Origin of the sequence: Microbacterium meiriae (assembly GCF_040685015.1) — a bacterium.
GTDB lineage: Bacteria > Actinomycetota > Actinomycetes > Actinomycetales > Microbacteriaceae > Microbacterium > Microbacterium meiriae.
Window position 1 is genome coordinate 1466780 of sequence record NZ_JBFBHD010000001.1, and the last position, 12371, is coordinate 1479150.

The following is a 12371-nucleotide window of genomic DNA, read 5'->3' on the forward strand; positions in this document are numbered from 1 at the left end:
TCGTCACTGCGAGCGCCAGAACCGCGTCGCGAGGTTCGTGAGCTCCCTGTCGAGATCGTCGACCTTCGTCTCGATGCGTCCGAGCCGGGCGTCGAGGCCGTCGATCCGTGCGGAGAGGGTGCCGTCGATGCGATCGATCCGTGCGGAGAGCGTGCCGTCGATGCGGTCCACCTCCGCACGGATCACGCGGCTGAGCTGGGACGTCATGAGTGTCATGCCGCCGAGCATCACGGCGGCGAAGACGCCGATCAGTGTCCATACCTGCGGGTCGTCCAAGGTCATGCCTCCAGTCTGAGTCCGGGGTCTCAGGCTGTCACGGTATTCCGCAGGGGCAGGGCCGCGAACACGGGACCTGTGGACGGGAGAAGCGGTACCGGGGTCGGTGCAGGAGCAGCCCTCAGGGGGAGGGGCGGAGGTCGCTCGGCGGGCCGCTCAGCGCGCGCAGGGCGTAGAGGATCGTCGCGAGGTCGACGAGCTCCTGCACCAGTGCGCCGACGACCGCGGGGATGACGCCGGTCATCGCGACGACCATCAGCCCCACGCTCAGACCGATCCCGATCCAGATCGCGGTGAGGGCCACGCGGAGGGTGTGCCGTCCGATCGCGACGGCGTCGACGACCTTGGCGAGCGAATCCACGAGGATGACGACGTCGGCGGCGTCCCCGGCGGCCGTCGCCCCCTTCGCGCCCATCGCGATGCCGATGTCGGCCGCCGCCAGCACCGGCGCGTCGTTGACACCGTCGCCGACCATCAGCACGGGCCGTGGCTGCATCTCGGCGGCCAGACGCACCTTCTCGGGAGGCAGCAGCTCGGCGTGGATCTCGTCGATCCCGACCTGCCGTCCGATCGACTCCGCCGTGGTGGCCACATCCCCGGTCAACATCGCGAGCCTGTCGACCTCGTGCGTCCGCATCCAGGAGACCACGGCGGGCGCCTCCGGGCGGGCGGCGTCGGCGAGCACGAGGGCCCCTGCGAACCGACCGTCCACGGCGACGTACGCGGCGGCCTGTCCCGGTGCGAGCTCCACCCGCACGGTGTCGGGGGCGAGGGAGGCCACGTAGGCCGGCTTGCCGACGACGACCGAACGGCCGCCGATCGTCGCGGACACCCCGTTCGTCGCGGTCTCGCTCGCCTCCGTCGCCGCGTGCAGGGCCAGGCCCCGTGCGGCGGCGGCGCGACGGATGCCGTCGGCGAGCACGTGCGACGAGTACTGCTCGGCGGAGGCGGCGAGTCGCAGGATCTCATCCGCATCGAAACCGCGGGACGGTCGCACGTCGACCAGCTCCGGCCTCCCCTGGGTGAGCGTCCCTGTCTTGTCGAACGCGGCCGAGCGCACCCGGGCGATCTGCTCGATGACCGCGCCGCTCTTCATGATGACGCCCGACTTCGCCGCCCGGGAGAGCCCGCCGAGGAAGGCCACCGGGGCGGCGATCAGCAGCGGGCAGGGCGTCGCCAGCACGAGCACCTCGGCGAACCGGGTGGCGTCGCCGGAGAGGGCCCACGCCGTCCCCGCGAGCACGAGCGCGACGGCGGTGAACGGAATCGCGAACCGGTCGGCGAGACGCACGATGGGAGCGTGGGAGGACTCGGCCTCGGCGACCAGGGCGACGATCTGCTGGTACTGGCTGTCCGCGCCGGTGCGGAGGGCGCGGAGGCGGATGGCACGGCTGCCGTTGATCGCGCCCGACAGCACCTCGTCGCCCGCACCGCGCGTCACGGGCAGACTTTCGCCCGTGAGCGACGATTCGTCGAACGACGCGCTGTCCGTGAGCAGTTCACCGTCCACGGGGATGATCTCCGCCGGGCGCACGAGAAGCACGTCGCCCACGGCCACATCGTCGACCGGCACCTCCCTCGCCGCGTCCGAGTCCGCGTCCTCGGGATGCGTCAGCACATGGGCGCTGCGGGGCGAGCGATCCAGCAGTGCGGAGAGGTCGCGCTTCGCCCGGCGGCCCGCGAAGTCCTCCAGCGCCTCGCCGCCGGAGAGCATCAGGACGATGATGAGCGCCGCGATGTATTCGCCCACCGCGAGCGTCGCGACCATGGCGACGACGGCGAGGATGTCGAGTCCGACGTGGCCGCGGAGCACGTCGCGCACCATCCCGACGAGCGTCCAGACCACCACCGCAGCCACGAAGATCGTCGCGATCCACCGGCCGATGGTCTCCTCCCCGGCGGCGTGCAGCCCTCCGACCACGGCGAAGACGATGACCGTCAGGGTGATGACGGGGTACCGCCAGAGGAGTCGGAGGGCGCGCATGCGTCCAGCATCGTCGGAATCGGTGCGCACCGCCAGCATCCCCTTCCGACACCTGTGCTTAAGCGATATAGTCGGCCGCGAGTCGCGACGTCGCGGCCCGATCTCGACAACGACGCCGAAGGAGAAGACACCGTCATGAGTTCCTCACCCGCACGATCGTCCCGCCTGAGAAGAGGTGTCGCGGCGGCAGTGGCGATCGCTGCCGCCGGAGCCGCCGCCCTCGCCGCCTCGACGGCGGCCATCGCCGATACCGGTGCCGCCGACCCGCAGCTCGCCGTCTACGTCGAGGTCAACTCGAACGATTTAGCGAATGTCGCGGACTACACGCTCGCCGAGTCGGGCCGCCCCGCCGTCGATCTGGCCATGATCTTCGCCGCGAACATCAACTACGACGGGGAGCGGGCGGTCCTCCACCTCAACGAGCGGGTCACCGAGACGCTGCAGGACGCGCAGAACCAGATCCGACCGCTGCAGGCCCAGGGCACCAAGGTCCTCCTGTCGGTGCTCGGAAACCACCAGGGTGCCGGCTTCGCGAACTTCACCTCGTACGCGGAAGCCGACGCCTTCGCCGCGCAGCTCGCCGACACCGTCACCACCTACGGCCTGGACGGCATCGATTTCGACGACGAGTGGAGCAACTACGGGGCGAACGGCACGCCGCAGCCGAACCCGCAGTCCTTCGGCTGGCTCGCCTCCGCGCTGCGCGATCGCCTGGGACCGGACAAGCTCATCACGCTGTACGCGATCGGCCCGTCCTACACGACCACGGACTTCGGCCTCTTCGACGCCGGCAGCGTGCTCGATCACGCCTGGAACCCGTACTACCCGACCTACGATGCTCCCACCGTGCCGGGCCTGGACGACCGCGCTCGGCTCGGCGCCGCGGCCATCGACCTCGCGAACACGAGCGCCACGACGGCCGCGGACTTCGCCCAGCGCACGGTGGCTGACGGGTACGGCGTCTACGTCGCGTACAACCTCACCGCGACGGATCAGTCGGCCTACCTCTCCGGCATCACCCAGGCGCTGAAGGGGGAGGCGACTCTGTACCGCGCAGCGTCGCGGTGAGTCAGCTCAGGTCGAAGAGCTCGATCTGACGGAGCGTGACCTCGACCGTCGCCCGCACGCGGACGGCCGAGGTCACGACCGGCATCTCCAGAGTGAACGGCGTCGTCCGGTCGGGAGCCAGGTCTTCGCGGTGTCTGGTGGCGAGGGGATGCCAGGCTCCATCGGCACCCTCCATCTCCCAGCGCAGCGCATTGGCCGCCGTGGGCCCGAGGCTCGTGACGGTGATGTCGGTGAGGCCGCGGGGTGAGGGGAATCGCCAGCCCACCCACGAGCCTTCCGGCAGCCGGACGCCCGCGTCGCCCTGCGGATCGCCGTCGTCGAACAGCCGTGGCGCATCGAGGACATCCGCGGAGGCGACGATCTCTCCCGCGTCGGCGGTGAGGTCGCACCGCCACGGCTCGGCGTCGAGTGCGTCCTCACCGCTCTCGAGCGCCCGCGCCGGGTCCGTGCCGAACACCAGGTCGAGCACCGCGTCCCCCCGAAGCGCGTCGATCGGCAGATCGGCGGTGGGGAGAGGGCGTCCGTCCAGCCGGGCGCCCTCCAGCACGTGGGCTTCGGGGGAGCTCCGTCTCGAGCGGATGCGCAGCGACGAGCCGTCCCCGCGTGCGACCCGGATGTCGTCGGACAGCGGGGACCCGATCCGCAGAGTCCCCGCCGCGAGTTCCAGGGGATAGAGGCCGAGCGCGGCCCAGAGCCACCAGGCGCTCATCTCTCCGTTGTCCTCGTCGCCGGGGAACCCCTGGCCGATGTGGGCACCGGCGAAGAGGCGGCGCGCGAGGCCGTGCACGAGGCCCGCGCTGTGCCACGGCCGGTCCGTGAAGGCGTACATGAAGGGGATGTGGTGCGCCGGCTGATTCGACAGCGCGCACATGCCCGACTGCTGGGCGCGGGCTTCGCGCTGCTCGTGGATGACGGTGCCGTACGCACCGCCGAAGCGCTCGTCGGCGGTCTCGGGCTCGGCGAAGAGGGCGTCGAGGTGCCGACCGAGTCCCGCAGGGCCGCCGTGGAGCGCCGCGAGGCCCGGCCCGTCGTGCACCGTGCCCACGGACATCCCCCACGCGTTCGTCTCGACGTTGTCGCCGCCCCAGACGCGAGGATCGAAATCCGGTGCGAAGGACCCGTCCGCCGTGCGACCGCGGAAGAATCCGGAGGCAGGATCGAACAGGGCGCGCGCCGCGCGGGAGCGGTTCGCGAAGTACCGCGCAAAGGCCCGGTAGCGCGCGGCGCCGTCCGCCGCCGTCGACGCCGCGAGCTGGGCGGCGAACCGGCCGAGGGCGGCATCGCTCACGGCGTTCTCGATGCTCCAGCTCATCCCCTCCGGCACGTCGGACGGGATGAAGCCGAGGAAGCGACCGCGGCCGATGCCCTTGCGACCCCGTCGCGGATCGGGTCCCGGCTCGCACGCGTCGCGCCACCCGCTCTCGAACGCCGTCTCGCGGTCGAACGGCACTCCCCATCGTGCGGCGTCGGCGAAGATCTGGTCGCTGGAGGTCCCGACCATGCTGTCCACATACCCGGGTGCGCTCCACCGCGCCATCCAGCCGCCGCGGCGATACTGCATGAGCTGTCCGTCCAGCAGGCGTCCGGCCAGCGCGGGGTCGAGGAGCGCGAGCGCGGGCCACTCGGTGCGGTACGTGTCCCAATAGCCGTTGTTGACGACGAGTTCGCCTTCCGCGACCGGCGCCCCCGTGGCCGACTCGCCGAAGGCGGTCCGCGGGGCGAACACGTCGGCGAAGCGCCACGCCGGTGCCTCCGCGGTGCCCGTGTTCTCCGCCGCAATGTTCGGGTACAGATGCATACGGTGGAGCGCGGCGGCGATCCGGGCGCGCTGCTCCTCGTCGGCCAGGCCGCGGAACGGGCGCTCGGCCTCGGGGAGCGGGGGGATCGTCACGCGCCCGAGCAGGCGGTTCCACGCGGCGGCCGCGCGGGCGCGGAGCTCGTCGAAGGGGACGGCGGGAGGTGCCTCGAGGGCGAGGCTGTGCCGGGCCTGCGCGACGGAGAGGAACGAGACCCCGACCCGCACCTCGACAGCGCCCACGGCGCGGACGAAGCCCGCGACCCGGGCACGCCCGTCGTCGTCGAGGGCGCCGTGCGCGGCGTTCGACGCGCTGTGCACGGTCCCGGCGAAGTAGCAGCGTGGCGCGTTCCCCCAGTCCTCTGGACCCTCGGGGATCCACCCCTCGAAGCCGGTGTCGGTGAAGGTGAGCAGCCCCTCGTTCGTGAGCTGATCGATCACGAAACCCACGGCGGCGCGCGGATCGTCGCACCGCACGCGGAAGGCCGCGGTGTGCGAGGTCGCGGTCATCTCGACATGCACGCCGTCGCCGAGGTCGGCGGTGTACTCGTGCGGGCGGGCGCGTTCGCTTCCCTCGACGATCCAGCGGCGTCGATCCTCCCTGGCCGACCGTGCTGTGCCGAAGAACGGCATGAGCTGAAGAACCGCGCGATCGCCGATCCACGGGCTGGGCTGGTGCGAGAACTGCAGGGCTTCGAGACGCCGCCCCTGCGGATCGTCGTGTACGAACGGACGGTAGGGCCAGCGTGCGTCCGCGGCGTCGGTCGCCGGCGTGACGAAGGTGAACCCGTGCGGCACGGCGACCGCCGGGACCGTGTTCCCGCGGGAGAAGCGGGGGCCGGAATGGGAGCCGCGCCGGGTGTCGACCCGCTCGACGGGTGGGAGGTCGCCGGGGGCCGGGCGCTCCTCGACGAGGACCTGCACGAAACCGGTGACCTCCGCGGGCAGCTCCGGCGCTGCCTCGAGAGCGGCGGTGCCGAGGACGAGCTCGACCGTGCCGGAGCCGGGGTGGAGGGGCGCGAGCGCGACGCTGTCGGCGTTCCACTGCTCAGGCATGCTCCACCGGGCGGCGAACTGCCCCTCGGCCGTGAGCGGGAAGTCGTACCGGTCGCGGACGGCGGCGCTGTCGCTCAGCCGGCTGCCGTCGGCGGTCCGCACGTCGACGGTGACCGCGAGCGCGGCCCAGGGGGCGAGGGTCGCGGCGGGGCCGTCCGCGTAGAACGCCCAGTGCAGCACGGTGTCCGGGGTGAGCGCGATGTCGTCGAGATCGGTGAGGTCGATCCGCTGCTCTCCGCGGGACGGGTCGAACGTGTACGCGAAGACCACTCCGGGGAGCACCCCGGCGTGCGGGCGCGACGACGGGGGATCCGCGGGACCGGAGGCCGGGCGGAGCAGCGGCGCGCTCACCCCTTCAGCGCCCCCTCCTGCACGCCCTTGAAGAAGAAGCGCTGCGTGAACGAGAACATGATGACGATCGGCACGAGCGCGATCATGGTGCCGGCGGCGATGAGTCGCGGATCGACCGAGAAGCTGCTGTTGAGGTAGGCCATGCCGACGGTCAGGGTGTACTTGGCCGGGTCGGAGAGCACGATGAGCGGCCAGAGGTAGTCGTCCCACGCGCCGATGAAGGCGAAGATCGCCACGACCGAGACCATGCCGCGGATGTTCGGCCACACGATGTGCCGGATGCGCTGCCACGTGGTCGCACCGTCGACGGTGGCCGCGTCGAGCACGTCCTTCGGGATCATCCGGCACGCGGTGGCGACGAGCAGCACGTTCATGGCGCTGATCGCTCCGGGCAGGAACACGCCCCACAGGGTGTCGGCGAGCCCGAGAGCGCGGATGGTGAGGAAGTTGCTCGTCACCGTGACCTCGCCCGGGAACAGCAGCGTGGACAGCAGGATGCCCATGACGACCCACTTGCCGCGGAAGCGCATGCAGCCCAGGGCGTAGCCGGCGAACGTGGCCAGGATCACGTTGCTGAGCACGGTGCCGAGCGAGACGAGCAGCGAGTGCCAGGCGTAGAGGTAGACGGGGACGATGTCGGCGACCCTCGTGTAGTTCTGCAACGTCGGATCGCGGGGGATGAGCTCGGGCGGGAACGAGTAGATGTTCTCCTGCGGGCCCTTGAACGACGTGGAGAGCTGCCAGACGAAGGGGCCGATGACGAGGAACAGGACGAACAGCAGCAGCGCGTACCTGCCGATGAGTCCGCCGAGCGTGGGCTTGCTGAAGTCGCCGGAGCCGCGGCGGCGGAAGATGCGCTCGCGACCGGGCCGCGGGGCCTCCTCCGCAGGCGGGGTGCTCTCCACCGGGGGCGTCGTCAGAGTCGTCATGCGGAGACCTTCGCCTTCTTCTCGCGGTTCATGAACGCGATCGCCGCGAGCGGCACGAGCGTGAGGAGGAACAGCGCCACGCTGATCGCGGACGCGTAGCCGATGTTGCCGTTCAGGCCCGAGCCCACCTGGCGGATGAGCATCACGAGCGACATGTCGTAGCCGCCGGGGCCGCCCGTGCTCTTGGACAGCACGTCCAGCTCGGCGAACACCCGCATGGCGGACACCGCGATGAGCACGGCGATGAGGAGCATCGCCCCGCGCACCGACGGGATCGTGACGGAGAGGAAGCGGCGGAACGAGCTCGCACCGTCGAGCATCGCGGCCTCGTGCAGCTCCTTGCCCACGTTCCCCAGGGCGGCGAGGTACACCACCATGTAGTAGCCCAGGCCCTTCCACACGGTCAGCAGGATCGCGCAGCCGAGCAGCAGCCAGCGGTCGACGAGGAAGGCCATCGGCTGGTCGATGAGGCCGAGGAACTCCAGGGTCTGGTTGATGATGCCCCGGCTGTCGAAAAGCCACGTCCAGATGAGCGCGACCACGACGACTGACGCGATCACGGGGAAGTAGAACGTGGTGCGGAAGAACGAGATGCCGGGGAGCTTCTTCTGCACGAGGAGGGCGAGGAGCAGCGGGAGGACCGTGAGCAGCGGCACGCACACGACCACGTAGATGAGGCAGGTGGTCAGCGCGTTCCAGAACATCTCGTCGCCGAACATGCGCTCGTAGTTGGCGCCGCCGACGAACTCGGGGGTCCGCAGGGGGCGAGCATCCGTGAAGCTGAGGACGACGGTGTTGAGGAACGGCCAGAGCGCGAACACCAGCACCCAGATCACGGCGGGGGCGAGGAGCAGCCACGGGGTGAACCACTTGTGGGATCTCATCGTCGACCTCCGCTGCCGGGTGCCGGTGTCCGCGCGCATGGTCACTGGTCCACGCGGTTCGCGTTGGCGTACTCGACGATCTTGTCGAGCTGCGCCTTGGCGTCGGCCTCGCCGTTCACGGCCAGGGCGATCTGCTGGGTCATGTAGGTGGCCATGTCCGAGGTCCACTGGAACGGCAGGGCCTTGGCGTCCTTCATCGCGCCGAACACGGTGTCGATCGCCGCGAGCTGCTTCTCGTCGGTGACCGAGGAGGCGATGTTCTCGACGACCTGGTCGCCGCCGTCGGCCGTGCCGGGGGCGGTGCCGACCGCGAGGGAGGAGAATGCGACCTGGTTCTCCTCGTTCGTGGCGAACTCGGCGAACGCGAGAGCCGCTTCCTTGTTGTCGGAGTCGGCGGAGACGTTGAGGCCCTGGACGTAGAGCGGGGCGACGCCGAGGCGCGGGGTGGCGACGGTGTTCTCCAGGAGCGCCGGGGCGTCCTTCTGCAGATCGGTCGTGAACCCGGTGCCGCCGGTGGTGAAGGCGACCTTCTCCTGGATGTAGGCCTCCGCGTTCCCGCCGTAGTCGCCGGTGAGTGCTTCGGCGGGCATCGCGCCCGCGGCGTAGGCGTCGGCGTACTGCTCGATGATCGCGGCCGCCTCGTCGGTGTTGAAGTCGAACTCGCCCTCGTCGTTGATGACCTCCATGCCGGCGGCGGTGAAGGTGTCCAGCGCCGGGATCGAGGAGAGGAGCTGGACCTTGCCGCCGGACTCCGTGGCGACGTCCTTCGCGAGCGTGAGCAGCTCGTCGACCGTCGTCGGCAGGTTCTCCTCGGTGACGCCGTACGGGGCGAGCTGGGCGAGGTTCCACCAGGACGCGTCGCTGGAGAGGTACCAGGGAAGGCCGTATGTGCCCTCGACGCCGGGGTACTGGCTGTAGGCGTCCCAGGCGCCGGCGTTGTAGGTCGACTTCAGGTCGGGATCCGCGGTGTCCAGGTCGACGAGCTTCCCGGCGGCGACGAGCGGGTAGGCGATGTCCGGCGGCAGGTTCAGCACGTCGGGGAGGGTGTCGGCGTTCGCCTGGCTCAGGATCTTCTCCTGGTAGCCGTCGCCGGGCTGGTCGAGCCACTCCACGGTCACGTCCGGGTGCTCCTCCTCGAAGGCCGCGATGAGGTCTTCGAAGTAGGGGGTGAACTTCTCGTTCTTCAGTGACCAGGTCTGGAACTGGATGGTTCCGCTGAGCTCGCCGGAGGTGTCGATGGGGCCGGCGCCGTCCGAGGCGGCACCGCCTCCGGTGCAGCTCACGAGCGCCAGGGCGCCGATCGTGAAGGTTGCCAGAGCGACAATGCGTGCGGGAACTTTCATCGTGCTTCTTCCTCGAGGCGGGCGATTCGGCGTGGTCCGACGAAAGGACTACAGCGCTTTAGCAGATGAAACCATCGGATCCGGTCGGTGTCAAGGTGGGCGCTATCGACGCTGTTGCTCAAGCGTTATAGTGGTGCGACATGTCCTCGTGGGAGGGCACGGTCCGAAAGGTGCACACATGACGCAGCGCGGCGCTCTCGACGCTCCTCTCCGTTTCGGGGCGAACTACACGCCGTCGAAGGACTGGATGCACTCCTGGCTCGACTTCACGCCGGACGACGTGCGTCGCGACTTCGCGGCCCTCGCCGCGCTCGGCCTCGACCATGTGCGGGTGTTCCCGCTCTGGACCGTCCTGCAGCCCAACCGCACCCTCATCCGCTCGAAGGCGATCGACGACGTGCGCACCATGGTCGACATCGCCGCCGAGTTCGGGATGGACGTGAGCGTCGACGTCATCCAGGGGCACCTGTCGAGCTTCGACTTCGTCCCTTCGTGGCTGTACACCTGGCACGACCGGAACATGTTCACCGATCCGACGGCCCTCGACGGTCAGGTGCAGCTCGTGGAGCGGCTCGCCGGTGCCCTGCGGGACGCCCCGAACTTCCTCGGGCTCACGCTCGGCAACGAGACGAATCAGTTCTCCGCGCACACCCACCCCTCGCCGTGGCCGGTCACGACCGACGAGGCGGGCGGCTGGATCGAGGCGCTGCTCGCCGCGGCGGAACGGGGCGCCCCGGGGCTGCCGCACGTGCACAGCGAGTACGACGCGGTCTGGTACATGGACGACCACGGGTTCACGCCGGCGCATGCCTCCCGGCTCGGCGCGATGACGACCATCCACTCCTGGATCTTCAACGGCACGGCGCAGCGCTACGGAGGTCGCTCGATCGCCGCCGACCGCCACGCGGAGTACCTCATCGAGCTCTCCCGCGCGTTCGCGACCGATCCCGACCGTCCGATCTGGCTACAGGAGGTCGGCGCCCCCTCGAACTGCCTCGACGAGAGCGAGATGCCCGGCTTCCTCGAGGCCACCGTGCGTTCGGCCCTCCGCACCGAGAACCTCTGGGGCGTGACGTGGTGGTGCTCGCACGACGTGAGTCGGGAGCTCGCCGACTTCCCGGAGCTCGAGTACTCCCTGGGGCTCATCGATCAGGAGGGCGCGGCGAAGCCCCTCGGCCGCCGGTTCGCGGAGCTCATCCCCGAGCTGCGCACCCGCACCGCGGCTCCGGCCCGCCCGACGGCGATCGTGGTGGACGTCGACGAGCAGGAGGTGCCGGTGAGCCGGGCGGCCCTGAGCCCCGGCGGTGCGGTCTTCCAGGCCTGGGTCGACGCCTGCGCCGCGGGCGAGGACCCCGCCCTGGTGACCTCCCGCACCGCGCAGGACCCCGCGGCGCTGGAGTCGCGCGGCATCCGCCGTCTCATCCACCCCGCCCCGTCCGCGTCCGACGTCACCCGCTACGCCTCCGTCAACACCGTCGTCTGACGCCGAGACCCCGGGTTGTCGTCGAGACCCCGGGGTGCGCGCGGCGATAGCCCGGGGTATGGGCGGGGAGGCGGGGCCTCAGCGGGGCGGTGGCGCGGTGCTCTCGCGGGCGGTGAGCACGGGGGTCGGGCCCTGGACGCTCGGCAGCGTGGTGCCGGCCTCGATCTGCTGCAGCAGGAGCGTGGCCGCCTGCTCGCCGAGCTCGAACGTGTCGCGGGTCATGGCGGTGATCGACGGGTTGATGAGGCCCGCGATGACGGAGTCGTCGAACGACGCGAGTGAGACGTCGCGCGGAACCGCCCGGCCCATCTCCTGCGCCACCCGGAGGCCGGCGACGGCCATCACATCGTTGTCGTAGACGATCGCGGTCGGGCGCTGCCGGCCGGAGAGCTGCGCGCGGGTGACCGCGGAGGCGCGGGCGGGGGAGAAGTCGGTCGTGATGACCTCGCCGGAGACGCCGTCCGCCGCCATCCGCTCCAGCACCTCGGCGCGCAGACGGGTGTGCTCCAGCTCCGCCGGGCCCGCGACGTAGGCGATACGGGTGTGGCCCAGGGCGGCGAGGTAGGAGAAGAGCGTCTCCGCGACGGCGTCGTCGCCGATCCAGACGCTGGGCACCGCGCCGTCCGGGGACGGCTTCGAGCCGATCATCACAGCGCGGGCGTCCAGGGCCATGATGCGCTCGCCGCGGGGGTCGTCGTCGCGCGGGTCGATGAGGATGATCCCGTCGACCTGATTCGACGACCGCCACTGCCGATGCACCTCCATCTCCTCGTCGATGTCGGCGACGAGGCGGAGCTGCAGCCCGACCTTGCTCTCGGAGAGCCGGGACTCGATGCCGGCGATGAGGTCGGTGAAGAAGGCCTCGGAGCCGAGGGAGCGTGCCGGGCGGGCGAGGGCGAACCCGACCGCGTTGGCCCGGGCGCCGACGAGGGCGCGGGCAGCGGAGCTCGGCTGCCAGTGGTGCTCTTCGATGATGGAGAGGATGCGCTGCCGCGTCTCCTCGCTCACACCGGGACGACCGTTGAGGGCGAACGAGACGGCGCCGGGGGAGACACCGGCCATGCGCGCGATGTCCGCGATCGTCACGCGTTTCCCCGGGGCCATAGGCATCACCCTACTTGATCGGTTTAGCCTCTCGTAAGCACGGGAACGGTACCGTAGACTCCCGTGCTAGATCGTTTTAGTAAACGGTGAGCATCGAA

General features: G+C 70.5%; 9 protein-coding genes. 2 read left to right on the forward strand and 7 right to left on the reverse strand.

All coding sequences use genetic code 11. The annotated features are described in order from the left end of the window. Nucleotides 1-3: 3 nt before the first annotated feature. Together AB0N68_RS07215 and AB0N68_RS07220 are read right to left on the reverse strand one after the other, a co-directional pair. Nucleotides 4-282 (reverse strand): hypothetical protein, encoded by a 279-nt coding sequence (locus tag AB0N68_RS07215; protein ID WP_071329275.1) that lies wholly within the window; start codon nucleotides 280-282, stop codon nucleotides 4-6. A 115-nt stretch (nucleotides 283-397) separates the two neighbouring features. Further along, entirely contained in the window at nucleotides 398-2260 is a 1863-nt protein-coding gene (locus AB0N68_RS07220; protein WP_280564509.1) for a heavy metal translocating P-type ATPase, read from the reverse strand. 189 nt (nucleotides 2261-2449) lie between these two features. Here AB0N68_RS07220 and AB0N68_RS07225 point away from each other — a divergent pair, with 189 nt between their 5' ends. Further along, nucleotides 2450-3328, forward strand: coding sequence for an endo-beta-N-acetylglucosaminidase H (locus AB0N68_RS07225; RefSeq protein ID WP_280564510.1), 879 nt, complete (start codon nucleotides 2450-2452; stop codon nucleotides 3326-3328). A gap of 1 nt (nucleotide 3329) precedes the next feature. Here AB0N68_RS07225 and AB0N68_RS07230 read toward each other — a convergent pair whose 3' ends face one another. Genes AB0N68_RS07230 through AB0N68_RS07245 form a run of 4 tightly spaced genes read right to left on the reverse strand, consistent with a single transcriptional unit; the run spans nucleotide 3330 to nucleotide 9686 of the window. Beyond that, complete coding sequence (locus AB0N68_RS07230) at nucleotides 3330-6530, reverse strand: GH92 family glycosyl hydrolase (RefSeq protein WP_363332411.1); 3201 nt, start codon at nucleotides 6528-6530, stop codon at nucleotides 3330-3332. Continuing rightward, the gene (locus AB0N68_RS07235; protein ID WP_197971856.1) at nucleotides 6527-7459 is read right to left on the reverse strand and encodes a carbohydrate ABC transporter permease; all 933 of its coding nucleotides are present in this window, start codon (nucleotides 7457-7459) and stop codon (nucleotides 6527-6529) included. The genes AB0N68_RS07230 and AB0N68_RS07235 overlap by 4 nt, the downstream gene beginning before the upstream one ends. Beyond that, nucleotides 7456-8343, reverse strand: a complete 888-nt coding sequence (locus AB0N68_RS07240; protein ID WP_060922295.1) for a carbohydrate ABC transporter permease — start codon at nucleotides 8341-8343, stop codon at nucleotides 7456-7458. The genes AB0N68_RS07235 and AB0N68_RS07240 overlap by 4 nt, the downstream gene beginning before the upstream one ends. 41 nt (nucleotides 8344-8384) lie before the next feature. Next, entirely contained in the window at nucleotides 8385-9686 is a 1302-nt protein-coding gene (locus tag AB0N68_RS07245; RefSeq protein ID WP_280564516.1) for an ABC transporter substrate-binding protein, read from the reverse strand. A 178-nt stretch (nucleotides 9687-9864) separates the two neighbouring features. Between AB0N68_RS07245 and AB0N68_RS07250 the strand changes: the two genes are divergently transcribed. Continuing rightward, nucleotides 9865-11169 (forward strand): glycoside hydrolase 5 family protein, encoded by a 1305-nt coding sequence (locus AB0N68_RS07250; protein ID WP_280564518.1) that lies wholly within the window; start codon nucleotides 9865-9867, stop codon nucleotides 11167-11169. Nucleotides 11170-11247: 78 nt separating this feature from the next. On the opposite strand, the gene AB0N68_RS07255 is transcribed toward AB0N68_RS07250, so the two are convergent. Beyond that, nucleotides 11248-12273, reverse strand: coding sequence for a LacI family DNA-binding transcriptional regulator (locus AB0N68_RS07255; protein ID WP_187662622.1), 1026 nt, complete (start codon nucleotides 12271-12273; stop codon nucleotides 11248-11250). Nucleotides 12274-12371: the final 98 nt, after the last annotated feature.